This is a genomic window from Calditrichota bacterium, from assembly GCA_013152715.1.
In the GTDB taxonomy this organism is placed as follows: domain Bacteria; phylum Zhuqueibacterota; class Zhuqueibacteria; order Thermofontimicrobiales; family Thermofontimicrobiaceae; genus 4484-87.
Map to the genome: position 1 here is coordinate 1 of JAADFU010000109.1, position 23490 is coordinate 23490.

20 protein-coding genes are annotated in these 23490 nt (G+C 45.5%); 12 read left to right on the forward strand and 8 right to left on the reverse strand.

Annotated features, from left to right (window positions below; genetic code table 11):
• Positions 1–276: YfcC family protein (locus GXO74_08810; protein ID NOZ61770.1), on the forward strand; the 276-nt coding region annotated here is incomplete at its 5' end.
• Positions 277–455: 179 nt separating this feature from the next.
• Here the strand turns inward: GXO74_08810 and GXO74_08815 are convergent.
• From GXO74_08815 to GXO74_08840, 6 genes are all read right to left on the reverse strand, one after another.
• Positions 456–1445 carry a bifunctional oligoribonuclease/PAP phosphatase NrnA gene (locus tag GXO74_08815; GenBank protein NOZ61771.1) on the reverse strand — a complete coding sequence of 330 codons (990 nt, stop codon included), beginning with the start codon at positions 1443–1445 and terminating at the stop codon, positions 456–458.
• A gap of 4 nt (positions 1446–1449) precedes the next feature.
• Positions 1450–3609, reverse strand: a complete 2160-nt coding sequence (locus GXO74_08820) for a hypothetical protein (GenBank protein NOZ61772.1) — start codon at positions 3607–3609, stop codon at positions 1450–1452.
• A 59-nt stretch (positions 3610–3668) separates the two neighbouring features.
• The gene (locus GXO74_08825; protein NOZ61773.1) at positions 3669–5510 is read right to left on the reverse strand and encodes a hypothetical protein; all 1842 of its coding nucleotides are present in this window, start codon (positions 5508–5510) and stop codon (positions 3669–3671) included.
• A 24-nt stretch (positions 5511–5534) separates the two neighbouring features.
• On the reverse strand, positions 5535–5732 hold the full coding sequence (locus GXO74_08830; protein ID NOZ61774.1) for a ferredoxin: 198 nt from the start codon (positions 5730–5732) through the stop codon (positions 5535–5537).
• Between the two features lie 224 nt (positions 5733–5956).
• Positions 5957–6322 carry a YraN family protein gene (locus GXO74_08835; GenBank protein ID NOZ61775.1) on the reverse strand — a complete coding sequence of 122 codons (366 nt, stop codon included), beginning with the start codon at positions 6320–6322 and terminating at the stop codon, positions 5957–5959.
• 74 nt (positions 6323–6396) lie between these two features.
• Entirely contained in the window at positions 6397–6996 is a 600-nt protein-coding gene (locus GXO74_08840) for a ribonuclease HII (protein NOZ61776.1), read from the reverse strand.
• Between the two features lie 277 nt (positions 6997–7273).
• Here GXO74_08840 and GXO74_08845 point away from each other — a divergent pair, with 277 nt between their 5' ends.
• From GXO74_08845 to GXO74_08860, 4 genes are all read left to right on the forward strand, one after another.
• Complete coding sequence (locus tag GXO74_08845; protein NOZ61777.1) at positions 7274–7735, forward strand: Lrp/AsnC family transcriptional regulator; 462 nt, start codon at positions 7274–7276, stop codon at positions 7733–7735.
• A 320-nt stretch (positions 7736–8055) separates the two neighbouring features.
• Positions 8056–9360, forward strand: a complete 1305-nt coding sequence (locus tag GXO74_08850; GenBank protein NOZ61778.1) for a citrate (Si)-synthase — start codon at positions 8056–8058, stop codon at positions 9358–9360.
• A 430-nt stretch (positions 9361–9790) separates the two neighbouring features.
• Positions 9791–10543, forward strand: coding sequence for a glucosamine-6-phosphate deaminase (gene nagB, locus GXO74_08855; GenBank protein ID NOZ61779.1), 753 nt, complete (start codon positions 9791–9793; stop codon positions 10541–10543).
• Between the two features lie 25 nt (positions 10544–10568).
• Positions 10569–11825, forward strand: coding sequence for a hypothetical protein (locus tag GXO74_08860; GenBank protein ID NOZ61780.1), 1257 nt, complete (start codon positions 10569–10571; stop codon positions 11823–11825).
• A gap of 98 nt (positions 11826–11923) precedes the next feature.
• Here GXO74_08860 and GXO74_08865 read toward each other — a convergent pair whose 3' ends face one another.
• Positions 11924–12916, reverse strand: coding sequence for a TGS domain-containing protein (locus GXO74_08865; protein ID NOZ61781.1), 993 nt, complete (start codon positions 12914–12916; stop codon positions 11924–11926).
• A gap of 314 nt (positions 12917–13230) precedes the next feature.
• On the opposite strand from GXO74_08865, the gene GXO74_08870 reads away from it, so the two are divergent.
• The 4 genes from GXO74_08870 to GXO74_08885 all read left to right on the forward strand — a co-directional run bounded on the left by GXO74_08870 (position 13231) and on the right by GXO74_08885 (position 17288).
• Positions 13231–13782, forward strand: coding sequence for a class I SAM-dependent methyltransferase (locus tag GXO74_08870; protein ID NOZ61782.1), 552 nt, complete (start codon positions 13231–13233; stop codon positions 13780–13782).
• Between the two features lie 46 nt (positions 13783–13828).
• Complete coding sequence (locus GXO74_08875; protein ID NOZ61783.1) at positions 13829–14947, forward strand: aminotransferase class I/II-fold pyridoxal phosphate-dependent enzyme; 1119 nt, start codon at positions 13829–13831, stop codon at positions 14945–14947.
• 256 nt (positions 14948–15203) lie between these two features.
• Complete coding sequence (locus GXO74_08880) at positions 15204–16688, forward strand: DUF2817 domain-containing protein (GenBank protein ID NOZ61784.1); 1485 nt, start codon at positions 15204–15206, stop codon at positions 16686–16688.
• Positions 16689–16703: 15 nt separating this feature from the next.
• Complete coding sequence (locus GXO74_08885; GenBank protein NOZ61785.1) at positions 16704–17288, forward strand: hypothetical protein; 585 nt, start codon at positions 16704–16706, stop codon at positions 17286–17288.
• Positions 17289–17313: 25 nt separating this feature from the next.
• Here the strand turns inward: GXO74_08885 and GXO74_08890 are convergent, their stop codons facing one another.
• Positions 17314–18213, reverse strand: coding sequence for a DMT family transporter (locus GXO74_08890; GenBank protein NOZ61786.1), 900 nt, complete (start codon positions 18211–18213; stop codon positions 17314–17316).
• 223 nt (positions 18214–18436) lie between these two features.
• Between GXO74_08890 and GXO74_08895 the strand changes: the two genes are divergently transcribed.
• From GXO74_08895 to GXO74_08905, 3 genes are all read left to right on the forward strand, one after another.
• Positions 18437–21025 (forward strand): hypothetical protein, encoded by a 2589-nt coding sequence (locus GXO74_08895; protein NOZ61787.1) that lies wholly within the window; start codon positions 18437–18439, stop codon positions 21023–21025.
• Positions 21026–21204: 179 nt separating this feature from the next.
• Positions 21205–21690 carry a hypothetical protein gene (locus GXO74_08900; GenBank protein ID NOZ61788.1) on the forward strand — a complete coding sequence of 162 codons (486 nt, stop codon included), beginning with the start codon at positions 21205–21207 and terminating at the stop codon, positions 21688–21690.
• Between the two features lie 260 nt (positions 21691–21950).
• On the forward strand, positions 21951–23490 hold a 1540-nt coding region (locus tag GXO74_08905; GenBank protein NOZ61789.1), incomplete at its 3' end, for an alpha-amylase.

Consider the following 23490-nt stretch of genomic DNA (forward strand, 5'->3'; position numbering starts at 1 on the left):
GGCAGCGGACAGGCGGCGTTGACCATGCCCGTCATGGCGCCGCTGAGTGATCTGCTCGGCGTCACCCGGCAGACCGCGGTTTTAGCCTTTCAATTCGGCGACGGATTCAGCAACATGATTATTCCCACGTCCGGCGTTACCATGGCAGTTTTGGGCATGGGAAAAATCCCCTGGGATCGCTGGGCAAAATGGCTGCTGCCGCTGGAAATCATTTTTTTCGTCATCGGCATGCTGCTGCTCATTCCGCCGATTTTGATGAAATGGGGGCCTTTTTGATCGAAGGATGCAAAAAAATATTTACTGGACACAGATAAACGCGGATTTTGCGGTAATTAAAATTGGAAAAAGATCAATAAAAATCAAGCTAACAAAAATTAAATGAGCCAACAGCGAAAGGCGAACAGCGGGAGGCGAAACGCCAAAAGCCAACAGCCAAAAGCAACCCCCAAAAAACTCTACTCCATCACCCTTCTCAATTCCGCTAACACTTCTTTTACCAACACCTCCAGCGGCTTTTTCACCTGAGCGCCGGCTGCGAAATGATGACCTCCGCCGCCAAATTTTTGCGCGATCTGGTTGATGACGATTTTCCCCTTGGAGCGCAGGCTGATTTTTATGTCCGCGTCGTCGATTTCCGTGAACATCAGACTCACTTCCACGCCCTCAATGGTGCGAGGGATTTCAGGGAATCCTTCCGTGTCCCAGACAGAAGCGTTGTGTTTCTCGAACATTTCCTTTGTCAACACAAACCACGCTAATTTGCCATCGCATTCATAGTGCAAATTGAGCAAAGCGTCGGCCATCAGCGCCATTTTGGTGCGGCTGTTTTGTTCGTAAACCAGGCTGTAAATTTCTTTGGTATCAATGGAATGCTCTAACAATTTGGAAGCGACAAAATGGGTGCGGGAAGTCGTATTTGAGAAACGAAACGATCCGGTGTCTGTCAAAATGCACGTGTAAAGCGCCAAAGCCGCGCGCAGCGTTAAGGGAAATTGAACGCGCTCGAAAAATTCGTACAACAACTCGCCGGTGGAAGACGATTCCTCGCAAATCAAATCTACGTCCGCAAACTGATAATTGATGTGATGATGATCGATGCAGATGGTAGGCGCCTGGGTTTCGCGGAAAATTTCTCCGATCTCTTTTAATCGTCCCCAATCGCTGATGTCCAAAATAATGAAAACATCGGCATTTTGCAGCAATTCCGCATGCTTTTCTTTATTAAAATGAATAAATTCCCCATTCTCATCCAGAAACGCGTAATTTGTCGGCGTATTTGAAATATTAACAATGTGAACAGTTTTCTTCAAATAGCGCAAATATTCCGCCATCGCAACTTCAGAACCCAGCGCGTCTCCGTCGGGATTCAAATGGGTGGTCAATATGAATTTTTTATTCTCCCGAATAATTTTTTCAATTTGGTTGATTTTCTTCGTCTCAATCATCGATTCAGTCCTCAATTAATAATCGACCATAACCAATATTTTCCCCTTCATCGAGCGCCTTGACGACTAAAGAATGAATCTTTTCATGAGCTTGCAAAAGCGGAATTTCAAAAATCTCCCGGCGAGAATCGCTCACGCCGTCCTGCGGATTGACCCACTGCCATTGCTCCGCATTCAATGAAATGTAAACTTCGCGGATGGCGCTCATGTCGTCTGTCACCGTAAAATAAAGTCGCAACTGTTTGCCCTTGTCTTTTTCCAAACGAATATTTTTCACCAGCGGCGGCAAGTGGTCCACGACGAACCAATCGCTCACACGCGCAGTTTGTCTGGCTAAATTGATCGGGTTTTGCTTTTTGTCGCTGGCAATCAGCTTTATTTGATATTTTCCGTCGGGAACAGTTCGGCTGTCCCAGACAAATGATTTTCGCGTCAGTTCTTTTTTGATTGACCAAAACGACTTCTCTTTTTCGCGACGAATTTGAATTTGAAAAATCAATTGATCATGATTGGGGTCGTCCGCTTTCCAGGATAATTTGAAGTATCCGTTTCTTTTGGCTGCCATTGCGCCGGCGGTCGGCATCGGCGCTTTGCCTAAGGCGCCGTCCAGATCATCGAGCGCGCTCAAATCCATGAGCAAGGAAGAGGTCGATTTTTTTTCGGTTGTGGTTTTCCGCTTGCCCAGCGGCTCAACCTTCAAATAGGTGATCTGCGGCGGAAAATTTTTCTGACGATAAGAAACCCGGATGCGGCGAATGCAATTTTTCCCATTGTGACGCTTTTCTGTGAGCCTCACTTTCCACTGCAAAAATCTGGCGCGCGGACTGGCGATCTGACCGCGTTCAGCGCCCTTTTTGAGCAACTTCGTCCACGAGCTCCAGGTTTGACTCGGTTTTCCCGTATTCCCGGAACGAGTAAAAAATTCGGCTTCGATCTCGCCGGATTTTTCCCATTGGATTTCTCCCCACTGGCTGAGAGCGCGCGCGTCAAAAGTCGGAGACTCAAAACTCCCCTTTTGCGACGATTTTGACTTTAAACGATAAAATGCCAGCAAATTCGACGTCCCCAAAATCGTCTCTCGCTCGTTCAAGCTGATGATCGACGAAATTTGCGGCTCTGCGACCTGTACAATTTGGGAAAAATTATCGGCGTCAGCGCAATCGATGCGGTACAGTTTTCCCTTTTCGCCGGTTCCTGCCAGCAAATATCCGTCAGCGTAATCCAACGAATAAATCGCTTCCCTGACCGACGGCTGCCAGAAAATCTGCGCAAAACCATCGTTGTCGACGGAGATGATTGCAGTAGTGATTGACTGTTTCACGGCATCATGGCTGAAGGAAAAATCATCGAGGTGAGAAGTCAGAGAAGAAGATTTTTGTTTTTCACTGCTGGGAAACTTCTTTGGCGCGCCAACTCCTTTTCTGCTGACAACGAGCGCGTAAATTGTGCCATCGTCCGCTGTTACAATTTGACGAATCTCTTCGTAATTGCAATCGTAGAGCACGAACCCCTCGCCATGCGAATCGATGCGATAAATGTAGCCCTGATTGCTGGTGCCAACGAGCAGATTTCCCCGGCCGTCAAACGCCAGCGAGCGGGCGTGCAAATCCCCGCTGCGGTAAAATTCTTCAAATTTGCCGCGCGCGTCTATTTTGTAAATCACACCGCTGTCTCCGGTGGCAGCGAAGCATTCATTTTTTTCGTTAAAAATCAAATCCCACACGTATTTCTGATTCAATCGGGCGAACAATTTTGCCGAGCCATTGGGAAGAATTCGGTAAATTTTCGCGTCCGGCGACGTAGCGGCAAATAGTTCTCCTTTTTTATTTTGAGCAATGGCGAAAATCTCCGCATCGGGTTGTTGAAAAATCGTGTCAATTTTCCCATTGCTAAAAATTTGCAGTAAAACAGCGCCGTCTCCGCTCGCCGCAAAAATATTTCCTCTGGCGTCGCCGACCGCGTCCCACAAAAAAGGTCTGCCGCTGGCGGCGATTTTGCTCAAGCGCGGCGCCAGACTCAGCTCGCCGCGATTTGTGATGCTGATCCCACTCGATTGCCCGGCGGCAAAATCATTTAAACGCTGATAATTTTTAAAATCTGTTTGCGATGAATAGCCAAAAAACGGCATCGCAAAAAGCATGAGAACAAAAGCTCTGAATCGCATGAGGTTTTCCTTTGTCTGAAACGTGAACAAATTGAATCGCAAAATATTTTACGAGCAAACTACTTCTCTAACACGAGTTCGATGATTTTCCCGCCCTGAATGGCAAAATCCGTGACGACAGATTGTTCCGAGAGAATTCTTCCTCGAACCGAGGAGGATTTCTTTTTCTCATTTCGATTTGATATCTGGCCCCATATCGAAGGCGGAACAGCGTGAAACGTTATTCCCTGGAGTCTGGTTCCGGGAATTTTTTCATTCAGTTGAAAATAGATCAAATTATTTTGTCTTCTTTTATTCAACTTTTGCACTATCTGAGCAAAATTCTGTGGCAACGCATCGGCCAGACCCGACTGAAAATCCACTGCCGTAATGAATTTGCTGCCACCTACGGAAAGCGCCAGCTCTTTCTCACTCAATCGTTGCGGCAGCACCACTTTTTTCTGCAATTGAAATTCTTTACCATGGTACGGTTTGAGAATGATGAAAACGGACAATGTGTCGCCTTCACGGACACGGATTTTATCCGTGTAAATTTTTTTGATCACAGCCGCCCTGGCGCCGGGAATAGCGTGAAATTGCAACGTCACTTTTTCAACTTTGGGAATAAAAAATTCATTCACCAACACCGCGTTCAAAGACATGGCCACGTCGAACGCCGCCTCGGGCATGTCTTGTCCCGTTCCGCTGTAAAAACCTAATCCCTCTCCGGCGTAAAAATTATTGAAAATCACATCGTCGTGATCTTCGATGGCAATTCTGCCTTTCAATTGCAGGGCAAAATCGCCATTGGCGAGCCGGGCAGATTCAATCGAATTGACCAGCGTCATCCACAAAAAGACCGGCAAATATTGAAAATGGGAACGATCTCCGCTGAGTTGAAAATGGTAGTTTTTCGTCGGCGCGACCGGCGAAGTGAACTTGACTTCCAGCGGAATCAATTCAGGCGTCGCGCCGATGACCCCCATGATTCCCGTGGAGCGATCCTGACGAATCGCGCCGATAATTTTCCCGGCGGTCCCAAATTTACTGGACGCTGCAAGACTGGAAAGCGTCGTAACGACATGACCTTTGGCCATGGGCAAAGACACGGGTCCGCTGTCGAACAACGGATGTCCAAAGGCCAAAATTCGTTTTCCATCGGAAAAAGTGACCGTCCCCATGGCGCTGATGTCGTAATCGCCGCCCACCAAAACCACGCTGACGGCGTCGCCCGGGCGCAACGAATCGCTTTCCGGCTGGGAATTTTTCAGAGAGTTTCCTGCTGCGAAAATCTGAAAATTTGACTCGGCAAATTGAGCGTCAAGTTTTTGTAAAATTTCAGGAGCAAATCCGGAAACAAGCAACGGCGTCTTTATCGGGCGAATGTCTCCCCTGCCGCCGGAAAAAGGAGTTGTCAGAACGGAAAACAGGTCTGGCAAAGTCAATTTCTGAGCGGAAAAAAAGGAACGGCTCAAACGATAATTTTGTTCGAGCGAAAGATGGGGCGCTTCCCGAGCTCGATTTTTCTCTTTCGCGAAAATGGGAAGCATTTGCTCGATGGGCGTCACGCCGGCGATAGGATCTTTCATAAAATTTCCGAAACTGTACGCCAAAGCGCCGGCGAGACGTCCGTCGAAATAAATCGGACTGCCGCTCATCCCGGCGGCAACGCCGACATGTTCGGCTTTTTTCCCGTGCAGCCGAACCACGATGATCGACCGCGCCGGAAAAAAATTCTGAACCACGTCCAGAACCTCCACTTCAAAAGACTCAATGCGGTCGTTGTCAAAAACAGTGTAGCCGACACCGGTCATCCCGGGTTTAATTTGTTGCAGCGGAAATATATCCGCTGCTGCGAAAAGCGAAACTGTCAGAGTGAAAATGGAAAAGAAAACAATCCTTGTGATTCGGCAAAATGTCATGAAGCATACCTGTGATGTGAATAATTACGATTCAATTTTAACAATGGTGCCGGGAATGGGACAATATTTCACACAAAGTGGAGACGGAGCAAATCCGACACAATCCACGCATGTGTCTCCGTCAATCACGTACTTGTAATTCCCTTCGTAAATTGCGTCGATGGGACAATTAGGCTCGCACAGCCCGCATTTGTTGCAGGTATCCAAAATTTGATGCGCCATTGGACTCTCCCTTTCAATTAAGTGAACTTTGCAGTTAAATTAATTGGACAACAAATATAACAATAATAAATATTTTAGTCAAGGGAATTTATCGCAATTTCATTTATTGTCTCAAAAAATTCGTGCGAAATGTTTGGCAACAATGAAACTTGCCTCTCTGTTTTGTCAGAATATGATGAACTATCGCACGGTCTTCTTCCTTAAATTAAAATGTAGGAAATTTTTCACAGCCAAAAAGCGTCTTCGATGTGTTCTATTTTGTAATTTCCATCTTCCCATCTCAAAATTATGACATCAAAACGGCAATCCATATTCTCGATTTCGTTCACGTAAAGATAACCATGTGCGATTTTTCCGATTTGAAGTTGCTTGCGCCGCGTCACCCAATGGATGGGATCGCCAAAATCGCCGAATTGTTTTGTCTTCACTTCAACGAAAACAAGAACGCCGTCTTTCTCGGCAATAATATCAATTTCTCCGTGACCGAAACGGAAATTCCGCTTCAGGATTTCATATCCTTTTTTCTGCAAATAATCAGACGCCAATTCTTCGCCAAGTTTTCCGATGTCAGATTGTTGATTTGCCGGCATAATGCGCTCCGCTTAAATGAGTTTTTTCATTGTGAACTTTGCGCCTTCGCGGTGAAATTATGCAGCTTGCTGCGTCATGACAACTGTTTTATTTTAAATGACCTTCGGTGAATTTCGCAGAATCCGTGGCGACGAATCGCTTCGATGTGCCGGCGAGTGGGATACCCTTTGTGCCTGGCAAAGGCATAGTCAGGAAATTGTCGGTCATATTTTTCCATGAGCCGGTCTCGTATCACTTTTGCAACAATCGACGCCGCCGCGATGGAAACGCTTTTCTGGTCGCCCTTTACAATCGCCTGCCGCGGAATACTCAACAGCGGAACGCCTCTGCCATCCACGAACACAAAATCCGGCGTTTCGGGCAGCGAAGCGACGGCGCGAGTCATCGCCAAATAAGTCGCCTGAAGAATATTCACTTCATCGATAGTTTTGTGCGATACAATGCCCACGCCCACACTGTGAGCATATTCCATGATCAGATTAAAAAGTCTCGTTCGCTGTTTGGCGGTAAGCTTTTTGGAATCGTCCACATCAAAAGGTAACGGCAATTTTGAAAATATCACGGCAGCCGCAACCACGGGACCTGCCAACGGACCGCGACCAGCTTCGTCCACGCCGGCAATGAAGCGATAGCCTTCACGAAATTTGGTTCGTTCCCACCGTGAATTTCTCAATTCCAGAATCCCTTTCCGAGCAAAAATTAGTTCATCGAATTTTCTCCCCTGGCGCCACCTTGACGAAAGAATGAGCGCGCCAATTACAATTTAAAAATAAATCCCAAAAATGCAAACATTTTTTTTGCTCTCTATGAATCTGGTGGCTAATATTATTTCATCAGAACATCTTTTGAAATAATTTTTATATACTAATTTTTATTTTTATTGTATATTTATTATTGACAATCAGATATTTTTTTTTTATATTAAGGGCTAATAAAGTTGGAGGCGCGCTGTGAAATTAGATAAAATTGACAAAAAGATTCTGGAAATTCTTCAAGAAAACGGCCGAATAACAAATGCAGAATTGGCGTCAAAAATAGGACTTTCGCCGCCGCCGATGTTGGAGCGAGTAAAAAAATTAGAACGTAACGGCGTAATTCGTAAGTATGTGGCGCTTGTCGATCCTCAAAAGGTGGACAAATCGATCATCGTGTTTGTTTCCATCACTTTAGCCAGGCATAGAATGAAATCCATCGATCAGGTCAAGGAAGAATTTCGCAACTGTGCGGAAATTTTGGAATGCTACTCCATCACCGGCGAGGAAGATTACTTGCTCAAAGTGGCGGTCAAAGACGTGACGGCCTATGAAGATTTTATGCTCCATCGATTGGCCAAAATTCCCGCCATTAGCAGAATCAAAAGCTTTGTGGTTCTCTCCAGTGTAAAATACAACACCAAGATTCCCATTGAATAGATTGCGTCATTGACAGAGCAACACTTTTCCCTGGAAAGATGTTGCTTTTTTTTTAATATCTGCGGCTAAAATCTTGCTTTGAGAAAAATTTCACAAATAATTCCAAAACAATAAAGAAAATTATTGACTTTCATAAATAAATTTGTTATTTTTATCACAGCGAACCTTCCTCTCCATTTTTACAAGTGTTGTGCTCTGAGAAGATTCGATATTTGTGCTGACAATAGAATGACAACACAGGCAAAACCACACATTTTTTCATACAATTCACACTACATTTGTGTTCTTTCCCAATCAAAATATTATCATGAGGAGGAGTTATGGCTACTCTAAAAGAAAAATTGTTCAAGAAGATTGAAGCGCATCGCCCACGTACGACCAGACTTTTGAAAGAATATGGCGATACGAAATTGTCGGAAGTAACTATTACGCAGGCGATCGGCGGAATGCGGGGGGTCAAATGTTTGGTGACCGATATTTCTTATCTAGATCCCTTTGAAGGCATCCGCTTTCGCGGCTACACCATCCCCGAAGTACTGGAGAAATTGCCCAAAGTACCGGGCAGAGAAATGCCGTATGTGGAAGGGTTCCTGCATTTATTGGTCACCGGCGACATCCCCACTGAGAACGAAGCGCTGGAAGTTGTTGAAGAATTCAAGAAACGAAGAAAAGTGCCGCAGTATGTGCTGGATGTTTTGAAAGCGATGCCCAAAGACAGCCATCCGATGGCGATGTTCTCCGCGGCGATTGTCGCGATGGAACACGAATCTGAGTTTGTGAAAAAGTACAACAAAGGCATCAGCAAAATGGATTATTGGGATCCCACTTATGAGGATGCCATGAATTTGTGGGCTAAAATGGCTTCCATCGCCGCGTACATCTATCGCATCAAATACAAAAACGGCGATCTGATTCATCCGGATCCAAATCTCGACCTCGGCGGAAATTTCGCGCACATGATGGGCATTGACAAGCCGTACGACGATGTGGCGCGGCTTTACTTCATTCTCCATAGCGACCACGAAAGCGGCAACGTCAGCGCGCACACCGGACATCTGGTAGCCAGCGCATTGTCCGACATCTATTACGCAATCAGCGCCATGCTGGACGGATTGGCCGGTCCCCTGCACGGTCTGGCAAATCAGGAAGTTTTGCGCTGGATTCAGGGCGTGATGGACAAAATGGGCGGCAAGGTTCCCACAGAAGAAGAAATGAAAAAATTTGTCTGGGATACGCTGAATTCCGGTCAGGTAATTCCTGGCTTTGGTCATGCGGTGTTGCGCAAAACCGATCCGCGTTACGCTGCTCAGCGCGACTTTTGCCTGAAACATTTGCCCGACGATCCGATTTTCAAATATGTGGACGTTTTGTACAAAGTTGTCCCGCCGATTCTGGAAGAACAAGGCAAAGCCAAAAATCCGTGGCCCAATGTGGACGCGCAATCCGGCGTTATCCAGTGGTATTACGGATTGAAGGAATACGATTTTTACACAGTTCTTTTTGGCGTCGGACGCGCGTTAGGCGTTTGCACCAACATCATCTGGGACCGCGCTCTCGGCTATCCCATTGAAAGGCCGAAATCGCTGACGACAGACATGCTGGAAGAAGCCGCCGGTATTAAATAACAATCGCTTCACGGAAACAAAAGGGATGCTGTGCACACAGTATCCCTTCTCTTTTTAAGCCGGACGCACAAAAATTCGGGACAACATCTCCTTTCAGCGATTCGTTTTCCCTTATGTTGAATTGAAAATTCAGATGCAGGCTAATTTGTCACCCACATTCATTGCTTTTCATTTCTGCGAAAAAATATTTTTTCTATTGACTTTTTGAAAAAAGTTTATTAAAATAAAATGAAGCGATCAAAACCAGCGATTATTTTTTTTGCAAAATTTAGATAGTTAGTTAAGAGAACAAAATTACATCTACGCCATATCTTTTGTTTGGAGACGATTCTTTTTCTTAAACGTTCTTTCAAATCAGAATACATTTTTGCAATTGCTAATCAATCAAATGTTTTTTTGGGTCAAGTTAAATTCACAGGAGGAATTAACCATGTTAGTGGCCATCAAAAAAGATTATGATGAAATGAGCAAAACAGCAGCGCAACTCATTGCCGAACTAATTCGCAAAAAACCGGATTGCGTACTCGGATTTGCCACAGGCAGCACACCGCTGGGAACTTACAAAGAATTAATTCGCTTGCATCGGGAAGAAGGGCTTGATTTTTCGAAAATAACGACTTTCAATCTCGATGAATACGTGGGTTTACCGCCGTCGCATTCGCAAAGTTATCATTATTTCATGTGGGAAAATCTGTTTAAGCACATTAACGTGGACAGACGATTTGTGCACATTCCCCAGGGAATGGCGGACGATGTGGAACTATTTTGTGAATGGTACGAGCAAAAAATCGAAGAATCAGGCGGACTCGATATGCAAATTTTGGGCATCGGCGGCAACGGGCACATTGCCTTTAACGAGCCGGGCTCATCTCTCGGTTCGCGCACGCGTATTAAAACTCTCGATGAACTGACAAAAAGAGACAATGCCCGTTTTTTTGAGCAGGACGAAGAAGTGCCTAAATACGCCATCACCATGGGCGTCGGAACAATTATGGACGCCAAAGAACTGCTGCTGCTCGCCAGCGGGACTCAAAAAGCAGATGCAATAAAGCAAACGGTCGAAGGTCCGATTACGGCGCTCTATCCGGCGACGATCGTTCAAATGCATCGCAAAGCTACGATTGTCTGTGACGAGGAAGCCGCTTCTCTGCTGACAAGAAAATATTCAGGTTATCTTTCCTAAATTGATCAAAATTAAGGAGCGACCCATGAGGTTAATTGTTTTCGAGGATGAATTTTTTGCTAATCTTTATCCGCTGACCTATTTCCGCCCGGTGTACGAATTGAAATGTGGCATGTTTTCGCTGCGCGAGCGAATAGAGCGCGAATTGGGCAATCCTGATACTTTCTATTTCATGCGCGATTATCTTGCTCCGGTTTTCAGCAAAAAAATGGGCACCGATCGCGTAAATCAAATTCAATCCTTTCAGGGCGATGATTTGATTGTCGTCAATGGCAGACTGCTGGCTTTGAATGCGCCTTTTGAATTTGCCGATGAAGAAGGTTATTACGAGACAAATGGCAGCGTCGCCTTCATTTTCATAAAAAAATCAAACATCGACGCCACAATTTCCTCGTTGCCAGACTTGTTGCGATACAGCAAAAACCGCTTGCCGAACAAATCGATTTCAACGACAATGATCGATTTTCCCTGGAATCTGGTTGAGAATAATGCGGAGGCCATCAAAGACGATTTTGAAAAAATTGAAAAAAAAGATATTCTCGGCGAAGTATCTCCACAGGCGGCAATCGTGGGAGACAAAAATTTGATCCACATTGACAAAGGAACTACGGTGCGCCCTTTTGTGACGCTCGACACGACAAACGGCCCCATCATCATCGACAAAAATGTGATTATTCATCCGATGACTCATATCGAAGGTCCCAATTACGTGGGTGAAGGAACGCATATTTTTGGCGGAAATATTCGCGAAGGAACTTCAATTGGCCCTGTCTGTCGCGTTCGCGGAGAAATCGAAGAATCGATCATTCATGGCTATTCTAACAAACATCACGACGGTTTTCTGGGGCACGCTTATCTGGGCGAATGGGTCAATTTAGGCGCCTTTACCACCAACAGCGATCTGAAAAATAATTACACCAACGTGAAACTATCCGTGAACGGCGAGTTGGTAGATTCGGGGAGTCTCAAAGTAGGCAGTTTTATTGGAGATCACACCAAAACCAGCATCGGCACATTTATCAATACCGGCGCCGTCATCGGAGCGATGTCGAATGTTGTGTATTCGGGAAAATTAATACCCCGGTTAGTACCTTCGTTTTGCTGGTACATGAATGACCAATTTACTGAAGGTCGCGGATTTGAAAATATGGTAGAAACCGCTGAAAAAGCGATGGCGCGGCGGAAAGTGGTTCTATCTTCAGAGGAAAAAGAAATGTTTCGCGTCGTTTTTGAAATGACGGAAGAAGAACGGGACTATTGGATTCAAAGCACTAAAAAATAATCCACTTGAGAGGTCGCTACTAAATTCAACGGCGGCCTCTTTTTTTTCCAATAAAACTTTCTTCTCCGAAAATTTCAGGTTATTTTGCATTTCACTGCCTACATGTGCAATTCAACAATGTCGCCATCTTTTAAAATATAATCTTTGTTAATTCTTTGGCCGTCAAAAACATCCTTCCCCCACACGCGGGCGAATTTGAGATTTTGGGAGAAATCTTTGTGCACCGCTTTGGCAAAATCCATTAACGTTTCGCCGCGCCGAAAAGTGAACGGTTTTTCCATTTCCGGCTCATGACCAGGACGTTTGGAATAGACGCGAATGACATCGAGAATTTCCAGCACCGCAATTCTGATCGAATCCAGATTTGTCTGATTTTTTGCGGAAACCGGGATAATCTCAAATCTGTCGCCGTACAATTCTTCAATTATTTGAAAATTTTCCGGCGCCCCCGGCAGATCGGCTTTGTTGCCCACAATCAACGTCTTCAGGCAAACCCAGTGCACATCATCTTCCGCTTCTTCCTGAATTTTTCCCTGCAATTTAATTTTGAAACCTTCCAAAATTTTTAGCGTCGTTTCCATCTGCTCCAGCACATCATCGCGGCTGATATCCACGACAATCATCACCATGTCTGAAATGCGAATCATCGAAGACAACCAATTTTCCACATAATTTTCCGACAGCGCCGGCAGATCGACCAATTGCACTTGCACGTCTTTCACCGGCATCATTGCCGGGTGGAAAATTCGCGTGGTAAAAGGATAGTCCCCAATTTGCAGATTTGCGCCGGTCAGCGCATTAATCACGCTCGATTTTCCGACGTTCGGAGGCCCCACGACCACGGCCTGGCCTGCGCCTTCGCGTTCCACACTGAAATTAAATCTGTGTCCGCCCTTTGATTTTTTTACTTCCAGTTCATCTTTGAGACGGGCAATTTTGCGCTTGATGTCTGCCTGTAATTTCTCCGTGCCTTTGTGCTTGGGGATCGTCGCGAGCATTTCTTTCAGTGCTTTCAGCCGCTCGCGGTCGTCTTTTGCGGATTTGTAGCGTTCTTCGGCAGCCTTGAATTGAGCCGTCAGATTAGCCGGCATTGCTTTTCTCCCAAAACGCTTGAGGAACAATTTTTTTAATAATAAAATATAATCAATTTTTAGTGGAATGTCAACAGCGCATACCGATTTTTTCGCTTTGCGTGTCTGAACCACAAAGCTGATGACCCTGAGGAAACGATAATAATGCGTAGTGAAAAAACGGAATTCTCAATGTATCTTTTTTTCCGCTAATGTATTTCAGTGAAAATTATTTTTCTTTTTTCCTGATTATTTGCTTGATTTTCTCAAAATTAAGTTCTATATTTTAGATTTAAAAAACAGAAATTCAGGGGCAAAAATTCGGAGACTCAACGGTGAAAAATCAACAGAAATCTCAAAAAGGAAATTACCAGTACCGGAAACGGATACGTTTTTTCACACCGGACAATTTATCGGTTCTGCCAGAAATCAATTTCAATGGCCAGCAGCGTATTTTGGACGTCGGATGTTCGGACGGAAAATTGCTGAAAAAGTTGGCTGCACTGCTGCCGGGCGGCGAATTTCACGGCGTGGATACCGATGCAAAAAGAATGAAAAAAAATGGAAAAAAAGGATCGAATGGCAACATTCAATTTCATCACGCTGTTGCTGATAATTTGCCGTTTGACAATGATTATTTCGATTTGGTAATCTGTACAAACGCGCTGCACAAATTTCCCTACCGCGTCCGCGCCTTGGACGAAATGTACCGCGTTTTGAAATCGGGCGGTGAGTGCATCATTTTAGAAGGCATCAGCGACAAGGAGTGGAAAAATAAATTTGACAAAATTTTGCGGCAGTCAAAGTTCATCAGACCGTTGAAAAAATATTTGCCGCGCACGGCTTTGCTCAAAAAAAGCTATCTGGTGAAATATCAAAAATATTAATCGCTTGCGCGTCAGCAGTTTCTTTTTGGAAAAATTGGGAGAAAAAATGAAAGGTAAACCCGTCATCCCGCCAGTGGTTTTCTCTGCCACATATCGATTCGAAAATTCAGATGAGCTCATCGATGTCGTGCAAAACCGATCCGGTTACATTTACTCGCGCTGGGACAATCCCACAGTGCGGGAAGCTGAAAATACCGTTGCGCAAATGGAAGGCTACGAGGCGGCGCTGGGTTTTGCTTCGGGCATGGCAGCGATTACGACATCCATTATGGCGTTGGTTCCGCAAGGCGGGCGAATTGTTGCGCAGAGAGAAATTTACGGTGGCACCTTCGAGTTTTTAGCCAATTATGCGTCTAAATTAGGCATCGAGACGACTTTCGTCAATTGCGATGCTCAAGAAACATTTTTAAAGGAAATAGAAAACGGCGTTTCTATTTTGTATCTGGAAACGCCGACTAATCCCCTGCTCCGCGTTGTGGACATGAAGCCGCTGATTCAGGCTGCTCATGAAAAAAACGCGCTTGTTCTTTTAGATTCAACTTTTGCCTCGCCAGCCAATCAACATCCGGCAGATTTCGCTGTCGACGTCGTGATTCACAGCGCGACAAAATATCTCGGTGGCCATCACGACATCACTGCCGGCTTTGCCGTCTCCAATGCTGAGCTTTCCTCTGCCATCTGGAAATACCGCAAGATTTTCGGCGGCGTCATGGATCCGATGACTGCATTTCTGGCAATGCGCGGCATGGAGACGCTGGACATTCGCGTCCGTCAGCAAAATGAAAATGCGCTGAAAATTGCTCAATTCTTGCAATCGGAAAAGAAAATCCGCGTGGTAAATTATCCGGGATTGATTTCCCATCCGGACCACGAAATCGCAACAAGACAGATGCGCGGCTTCGGCGGCATGTTGAGTTTCGAGATTGACGCTGATTTTGACGAGACGAAGAAATTCATGGATTCGTTGAAAAAAATAAAATTAGCCACCAGTCTCGGCGGCGTCACTACTCTGGCAAATCAGCCAATTACTAACACCCACGCCGGGCTCAGTCCCGAAGAACGCGCCAAAGCCGGCATCAGCGAGAGTCTGGTGCGTCTCTCCGTCGGCATCGAAAAAGCAAATGAATTGATTGAAGATTTAAAACAAGCATTAGAGAAAATCTAAAGTTTTTAGTCTTTCGAGTTGGGTTGCAGATTTTGCATTTGGGCAATAAGTTCCGAAGCTAATTTTCAATACTCCATTTTCTGTTTGTCTTGTTCGTTTTGTTCGTTGCGCTATATGTTCCGAATCTAATTCTCATACCCCATTTTCTGTTTGTTTTGTTCGTTGCGCTATGTTCCGAAACTAATTCTCAATACCCAATGCGAAAAGCCAGAAGCCAATTGCCAAAAGTTAAATGACAAAAAAATGAGGTCACAAAATGAAGAGATTTAAACCCCTATTTCTCATTTTCTCTTTCATCCCGATTCTGCTCTTCTCACAAATCCGTCTCCCGCTCGAGACACAGACGCCGCCAATCGGTACGTCAAACGCGGGAATGGTGGAATATTTGCAAAAAATAACAGCGGCATCCGACATGCTGGAAATGGAAATTGCCGGTAAATCACACCAGCAGCGGGAAATTCCGGTAGTATTTTGTCCGCCGCGAAAGCAGTGGAAATCGGAAAATACGACCGTCATGATTTTCGCCCAACAGCACGGAAACGAACCTTCCGGCAAAGAAGCGCTGCTCATGATTTTGCACGAAATTTACCTCAATCCAAGCCATTACGATTTCAGCAAACTGAATCTGATTTTTGTGCCCATGGTCAACCCGGACGGCAATGAAGTAAACCGCCGCCGCAACGGAAACCACTACGATTTGAACCGCAATCACGTTATTCTTACCGAGCCGGAGACGCGCGCTTTGCAAAAAATTTTCAACAAGTATCTCCCCCAGGTTACTCTTGATGTCCACGAATACGGTTTCAGCACCTGGCTTAAGGAGGGATATATTAAAGATTTTGGCGAACAATTTGACTGCATTACCAATCCGGCAATTCCGGCGCCGCTGAAAAATTTTGCCCTGAATGAAATTCTCCAGCCGACAATTCAGGCGACGCGCGACCGGGGCGTGCGCGCTAATCGGTATTTAATTACCAAAGGGGGTCTGACTGATTTCGTGCGCCACAGCACCACGGACATCAACGACGGCAGGAACGGCTTCGGCATTCAACTGACGCTTTCGTTCATCCTGGAAGGCTTCAACCCACTCAGTAAATCTGAACAAATCTGGCAGCGGGCAAAATACCAGCAGACGTTCATTGAAAATTTCATCGCGCAATGCCGGCAAAAATCTCCGCAAATCAAACAGCTCGTCGATTCCATTCGAGAAAAAGCGAAAAAAGAATATCCGGATTCCGTTGTCATCATAGCCGATTACACAAAAAAATCCAGCCGTCCGCTGGAGGTCACTTTGCGAAAAGTATCAACTCTTCGCGATGAAAAAGTTACCCTGCCCGATTACAGGCCTGACCCGGAAAATTTGCTCGTCGTTTCTCGTCCCGAAGCTTACATCGTCATCAATCCGCGCGACGAACTCATGGAATTGCTGAACAATCAAAATTTGCCTTACAAAAAATTAGACAAAAAACAAAAATTGGAAGTCGAGGTTTTCCGGATCACTGGCACGGACACGCTGCACTACGAAACCCGTGACACAATCATTCCGGCGGGAAAATTCATTCGTGCGCAGAAAGAGATCCCGGCGGGCAGCATTCGCATTCCCACGTTAAACGAACGGGCGATACAAATCGTCCAAATTTTTGAACCGCGAAGTTTTTATGGTCTGTCCCATTATCCGGAATATCGCTATTTGATCGAAGGCAAAGAATTCCCAATTTACCGGGAGATTTCTCGAAAGTAAAATAAGGAAAAATTTATGAAAAAATTCAAAACTCAACTGATCGTTAGCCTGGCAATTTTGTGGTTAGTGAGCTGCGCAGCGCCGCCCGCGATGAACGATTTTTTTGGCGTCAAAATGGCTCCCAAAGATGAAGCGAAATTCAAAATCACATCCTATTCGCAAAATTACGGCGCCTCTTACACCGGCACTTCAACAATGGAGCCGAAATTTTACGCTTACGGCGAAATGATCAAAAATGATCTCATCATAAAAATCACCAATGAAACAGAGCAGCCAGTGGAGATCAATTACCAGACCGATCAATTTTATATTTACACGCCAGACGGCAAAGAATTTGTGCTGAGAAAACCGCAGATTGACAAATATCCTTCAGCCTCAAAAATCAAGCCGGGCAAAGCTGTTCAATTCAAACTGATGCTTCCCTCGGATTTCTGGCGAAGCGTGGGCATGACGGCGCCGAATACAGAAGACGCCAAATTAGTAGAAAACTTCTGGAAGGGACTTGATCAGCAGAATTTCAGCCACGAGAAGATTAAAAAAATAAAAATCCTTTTGGCCGGTAAGACATTGATTGTGATGAAGCCGTTGCCGAAAAAGTAGAAAAAGCCAGAGAAACCAGATTTCTTCAAGGAATCTGGTTTCTTGTTCTTGCCATCGCCCGTCCCTCTGAAATAATTGCCATCGTCACTCCAATCAAAATAATGACCCCGCCGATTATTTTCACGAAGGTCAATTTCTCGCCCAGAAAAAAATACGCTAAAATCGACGCGCCAATGGGTTCACCCAGCGCAACGATGGACACAGCCGTAGCGCTAAAAAATGCTAACGCCCAGTTAAAAGACGTGTGTCCGATCACCTGCGGGAAAAATGCAATTGCGGCAAACAAAGCAAAGATACGCCAATCATAATGAATGAGGTCTGCGCCGTTGCCAACAGCCAGAACGAGCAAAAAAATCGTCGTGATGGAATACAACACAGCCACGTACTGAAAAGTGTCCAGGCTCTTGCGCAGGTGTCTCCCGGAAAGCAGGTATCCCGCGGCTCCGATGGCGCCGCCAATGGCAAGCAAATTTCCGGTGAGAGAATTTTCATCCAGAGAAAAATCGTGCACACTAATGATCACGCCGCCGATCAGAGCAAAGACAATTCCCAGGATCATTAGCCCACTTGGCTTTTCTTTCAAAAAAATGATACTTCCGATGGCGACAAAAATCGGCGAGCTTTGCACCAGCACCACAGAGCTGGCGACAGAAGTAAATTTCAGCGACGTGATCCAGGTTGCGAAATGAATCGTCAAAAATACCGCTGAAATCAGAATAACTTTTATCTGTCCCGAATCAAGATTTCGGATCAAAGGTTTGCGCGAAATCCTGTTGACCGTAAGATAAAAAATCGACGCCAAACCGAGCCGATAAACTGCAATCACCAGCGCCGGCGCTGCACAAATTTTTATGAGAACGGACGCCACGGAAATCGCCATCAGGCCAAAACCGAGAACAACTACCGCTTTTTGATTAATTGACATTAAAAAATTCCCTCAAAAATCATTTCTAAAGTGTGCTGCACCTTGAAGGTGCAGTACACTTATTTAAGGAATGAAACTTTTTTTCCGTTAAATTTATGTGAAAAAAATATTTTTTCCTTGCATTCTTAAAGAAAATTCATATATTAAAACTATCATAATTGCCTTAAAAATAGCAAAAATTTCTTTCAAATCAAAGCAAAAACTTTCACTTTGGGGAGGCCAAATGAACAAACAGTTGAAGTTTTTGACATTATTTCTCTTCATTTTTTCTTTTTCTTTGCAAGCACAAATTCAATCTCCTGATGATTTTCTCGGTTTTCCTGTTGGCGCGGACAGACAACTTGCCGATTACCATCAAATATCCGCCTATTTGAGTCGACTGGCTCAATCTTCTCCGCGCATTAGCGTTTTCAATCTTGGCAAAACCACCGACGGAAACGACATGGTTATCGCTGTCATTTCTTCCGCAGAAAACATTCGTAATCTTGAAAAAATCAAAAAAGCAAATTACCAATTAGCGCATCCGGAAAATCTCACTGGGAATCAAGCCGAAAATTTAATCAAAAGCGGTAAAGTGACGGCATTCATCACTTGTAACATTCACTCCACAGAGATCGGCGCCAGTCAGATGTCCATGGAATTTGCTTACGAACTTGCGACTCGTGACGATGCTGAAGCAAAATTTTATCTGGACAATGTGGTGCTCATTCTCATGCCGTCTGCCAATCCGGACGGACAAATTATGGTCACCGACTGGTACAGAAAATGGGTGGGCACAGAATACGAAGGCGGAAGAATGCCCTGGCTTTATCACCGCTACGTGGGACACGATGACAATCGTGATTTTTACATGCTCAACATGAAAGAGTCGAAATTAATCAACAAAGTGATGAGTCAGGAATGGTTCCCGCAGGTGCATCTCGACGAACATCAAATGGGAAGTACAGGACCGCGCATGTTTGTCCCACCCTACAAGGACCCGATGAGTCCGCATCTGTCGCCACTGCTTTTGCGCATGGAGGCGCTGTACGGCTCGAATATGTCATTTCGCCTCGAAGAAAACGACAAACCCGGCGTCATCGATTCCTGGGCGTTCGATTCCTACTGGCCCGGCGGCACGCGTACTGCAGCGTGGAAAAATATCGTGAGTCTGCTCACGGAAATGGCGAGCTGCCGTATTGCTACACCAATTTACATCGAAGAAAACGAACTTTCCGGTGGCAGAAAAGGTCTCGCTGAGTACAAACAGCAAATCAATTTTCCCAATCCCTGGCGCGGCGGCTGGTGGCGCTTGCGCGACATCATCGATTACGAACTCATCGCTTCGTACTCATTTCTGGAAACTTCAGCGAAATATCGCGAAGGAATTTTGCGCGGATTTTATCAAATGAATTTGCAGGGAATCGAAAAAGGAAAAACAGAATCGCCTTTTGCGTTCATCGTTCCGGCGAATCAGTCCGACCCGATTACTGCCGGTAAAATGATAGAAATTCTTTTGCGGCACGGGCTTCAAATTTATCAAACAAAATCAGACGTCATCATCGGCAACAAATTTTATCCGACGGGAAGCGTAGTCATTCCCACAGCTCAATCACTGCGTTCTTTTATCATGGAAATGCTGGACATCCAGCGCTATCCGGAAGTAAAATTGTCGCGAGAAACTGAACCGCTCTACCCCTACGATGTCACTGCCTGGAGTCTGCCGCTGCTCATGGGAGTGAAATGTGACCGCATTGAAGAACCTGTAGCGGTAGAAATGAGTCTGCTGAAAGAGGCGCCCTATCCGCAAGGAGAAATTAGCGGACAGACATCTTTCGGATATGCCATTTCTTCGCAGTACAATCAAACGACCCGCGCTATTCACCGTCTTCTGAAACAAAAAATTGACATTTACGTTGCTTTGCAGCCATTTTCAGACAGCGATGCGAGTTTTCCCGCCGGAACGGTGCTAATTCCCGCGGACAAAATTAATGCTGAAAAAATGAAAGCGGTCGCAGAAAATTTGCATCTCCCGATTCATGCTTTGAGGCATCCGCTACCGGAGAATAAAGTCAAAGTCGACGCCAAACGTGTGGGACTTTACAAACCCTGGCGCGCCAGCATAGACGAAGGTTGGACGCGCTGGCTGCTGGAACAGTTCGAATTTGATCTCGTCAGCGTGACCAATGACATGATCAAAAAAGGCGATCTGAACAAACAATTTGACGTGCTGATCATTCCCGATATCGGTAAAAATACCATTATCAACCCAAAACCGAAAAATGCTCGTTTCTACCGTCCTTTACCGCCAAAATATGAAGGCGGAATTGGAAAACAGGGAGTCAAAAACATCAAAGATTTTGTCCAAAAAGGCGGTGTTTTGATCACGCTCGACGACGGCTACCAGCTTCCGGTGGAAGAATTTCCCCTGCCGGTTTCCAATGCCCTGAAAAATCTAAAACGCAGCGAATACAATGCCCCGGGCTGCATGGTCAAAGCGCGCATTAATACGAATCATCCGATTGGCTGGGGCATGCCCGAAGAATTTGCCGCTTTTCTTTCCAACAGCCCGGCTTTTCGCACCAGTATTCCGGGACGGGATATTGACAGACGGGTTGTTGCCTATTACCCGGAAGAACCGCTGCTGTTGAGCGGCTGGATTCGCGGCGAAAAATTACTTCAGCGAAAAGCCGCCATCGTGGATGTCAAATTTGGCGAAGGGAAAGTGATTCTGCTTGGTTTTCGCGTTCAGCATCGGGCACAGCCGTACGGAACTTTTAAATTATTGTTCAACGCCATCCATTTTGGCAATTTGAAAATAACAGAAAACTAAAAAAGAAAGGGGCTTATCATGGACAAAAGAATTATGAATCTGGTGTGGGGGATTTTGATCGTTCTCCTGGGCGTACTGTTGCTATTAATCACTACTGATGTCATTTCATCAATGCAGCGTGGTTATTCGGGATTCTTTTCCTGTTCAGTTTTTTTATATTCATTGGCATGTACATTTCCATGCATCGCTCACAGTTTTGGCCTCTGATCCCGGGAATTATTTCCCTGGGACTGGCGCTGTTGATTCTTGGCGAAGAAATCGGACTCAAAGGCAACGTCGCGCCCGGGATGTTCATTTTGTTCATTGGCTTGAGCTTTTTGGCGGTAGCTATTTTTCACAAAGAAGAATGGTGGGCAATCATCCCGGCAGGCATGGTCGGAAGCGTTTCGCTGGTCATTTTTTTCGGCGACACCGTGGGCGTAGGTTTGATGTTTGCGGGCATGGGACTCACATTCATCGGGCTCTATTTTATTCTGCTGAATACGGATGAAAAACATTGGTGGCCTCTGATCCCCGGCGGGATTCTGGCTTTCATGGGATTTTTGTTCCTGTTTTTCGGAGAAGTTGGTTTTGGCAAATTTGTTCTGCCCGTGGCGCTGATTATTGTGGGAACGATTTTGATTATCAAACATATAAAATCGCAACAGAAACAAACGATTGAATGAGAGGATGGAGCAGAAAACTGCTGAAGCAGTTGCTAATTTTTGCATTTTCATTTCTGCACCCAAATAAATTCGGGTGTTTATACAATGATTTGCACTATTAATATGATTGTAAGAACACCCGATTTTAATCGGGTGTTTCTCCAATTGCTTCTCAAATAAAATAACTGCTTCAGCAGTTTCATCCTTCATGTTTAATAAAAACTCACGAAATTGCGTTATCGATTCGGAGGATATTCTTTTTGAAGACAGAAAAAAAAATCATCACCTTTCAATTTCCAACCCTCGGGCAGAATTTAACGCCCCTCGGAAAGCTGCTTCGTGAATTCCACATCTCCCGCCAGAGCCGCGATAAATACAAATTTGATCAATCTCTTTTTTCGCTGCACGGAAATGTCGTTTTCGCCAATTTCCACGCAGTGCGCCAGTTCGTCCGCAAGATGAATGACAAACGCGATCTGGTAAATTTCCCGGAGCAAGCCATCCGCGCGGGACAGATCAATGCCATGGGATTGATCGATGAGATCTTGCATCACGTGGTTGAACTTTACCGCCAGGAAAAAAATCCGCAGCTCAATGAACAGGCGCTGAAATGGCTGACTGATAAATTGGGGGAAGAAAATGTCGAAAAGGCGCTGCGAGTTTTTGTCGAAGAATTTCCTCCGCTGCATGTTTACAACCGCGAGCAATCGGTCGAGCAATATCTTCAGGGGAAGAGTGAAGGAATTCCCAACAAAGAAGTTGCGCTGGAAGAGATGATTTTGCTCTGGCTCGCCAATGCTAATCCGGCGTTTTCTCCGTATCTGGAACTTTTCGACGACAAACGACTCGAGCACGAAACCGAATATCGGCAGATAATTCATCTGCTGGATGAATTTTTCAAATCGCAGCCTTATTTTGGCCCTGAAAATCAGCCGCTTCTGGAAATGTTGAGAACGCCGGCGATTAAAGTGCCGCATTCGCTCACCGGGCAATTGGAATACATTCTGGAAAAATGGAGTCCGCTGCTGGGGAAATATTTATCTCGCCTGCTCAGCAGCCTTGATTTGATCAAAGAAGAAGAAAAATTACGCTTCGCCGGTGGTCCGGGGCCTTCACACGTTTACGATTTTACCGGCGCGGAAGACGAGCCGGAACGATTTTCCCCGGACAAAGACTGGATGCCCAATTTGGTGCTCATTGCCAAAAGCACATTTGTCTGGCTGGATCAATTATCGAAAAAATACCAGCGTTCCATCACGCGATTGGATGAAATCCCGGACGAGGAACTGGATCAATTGGCGCGCTGGGGCTTCACCGGGCTGTGGCTCATCGGAATCTGGGAACGGAGCAGCGCATCGAAAAAAATCAAACAGTATTGCGGAAATCCGGAAGCGGAATCTTCCGCCTATTCCCTGTTCGACTATGTCGTGGCGCAAAATCTGGGCGGCGATGAGGCATTTGAGAATTTAAAAAAACGATGCTGGCAGCGCGGCATTCGACTGGCGAGCGACATGGTTCCCAATCACACGGGAATTTATTCCAGATGGATAATTGAACATCCGGATTGGTTCATCGGACAGCCCTATTCACCGTTTCCGGGCTATTCGTTCAACGGAGCAAATTTATCCGACGATCCGAATCTGGGAATTTACATCGAAGATCATTATTACGACCGCACCGACGCTGCCGTTGTTTTCAAACGTGTCGATTTTCGAACCGGAGAAACCCGATACATTTACCATGGCAACGATGGCACCAGCATGCCCTGGAACGATACGGCACAACTCAATTATCTCAATCCGGAATTGCGCGAGGCAGTGA

Coding starts and splice junctions, on each gene's coding strand:
- GXO74_08815 (NOZ61771.1), bottom strand. CDS start 1,445: ATGATTGAGACGAAGAAAATCAACCAAATTGAAAAAATTATTCGGGAG.
- GXO74_08820 (NOZ61772.1), bottom strand. CDS start 3,609: ATGCGATTCAGAGCTTTTGTTCTCATGCTTTTTGCGATGCCGTTTTTT.
- GXO74_08825 (NOZ61773.1), bottom strand. CDS start 5,510: ATGACATTTTGCCGAATCACAAGGATTGTTTTCTTTTCCATTTTCACT.
- GXO74_08830 (NOZ61774.1), bottom strand. CDS start 5,732: ATGGCGCATCAAATTTTGGATACCTGCAACAAATGCGGGCTGTGCGAG.
- GXO74_08835 (NOZ61775.1), bottom strand. CDS start 6,322: ATGCCGGCAAATCAACAATCTGACATCGGAAAACTTGGCGAAGAATTG.
- GXO74_08850 (NOZ61778.1), top strand. CDS start 8,056: ATGGCTACTCTAAAAGAAAAATTGTTCAAGAAGATTGAAGCGCATCGC.
- nagB (NOZ61779.1), top strand. CDS start 9,791: ATGTTAGTGGCCATCAAAAAAGATTATGATGAAATGAGCAAAACAGCA.
- GXO74_08860 (NOZ61780.1), top strand. CDS start 10,569: ATGAGGTTAATTGTTTTCGAGGATGAATTTTTTGCTAATCTTTATCCG.
- GXO74_08865 (NOZ61781.1), bottom strand. CDS start 12,916: ATGCCGGCTAATCTGACGGCTCAATTCAAGGCTGCCGAAGAACGCTAC.
- GXO74_08875 (NOZ61783.1), top strand. CDS start 13,829: ATGAAAGGTAAACCCGTCATCCCGCCAGTGGTTTTCTCTGCCACATAT.
- GXO74_08880 (NOZ61784.1), top strand. CDS start 15,204: ATGAAGAGATTTAAACCCCTATTTCTCATTTTCTCTTTCATCCCGATT.
- GXO74_08885 (NOZ61785.1), top strand. CDS start 16,704: ATGAAAAAATTCAAAACTCAACTGATCGTTAGCCTGGCAATTTTGTGG.
- GXO74_08890 (NOZ61786.1), bottom strand. CDS start 18,213: ATGTCAATTAATCAAAAAGCGGTAGTTGTTCTCGGTTTTGGCCTGATG.
- GXO74_08895 (NOZ61787.1), top strand. CDS start 18,437: ATGAACAAACAGTTGAAGTTTTTGACATTATTTCTCTTCATTTTTTCT.
- GXO74_08900 (NOZ61788.1), top strand. CDS start 21,205: ATGCATCGCTCACAGTTTTGGCCTCTGATCCCGGGAATTATTTCCCTG.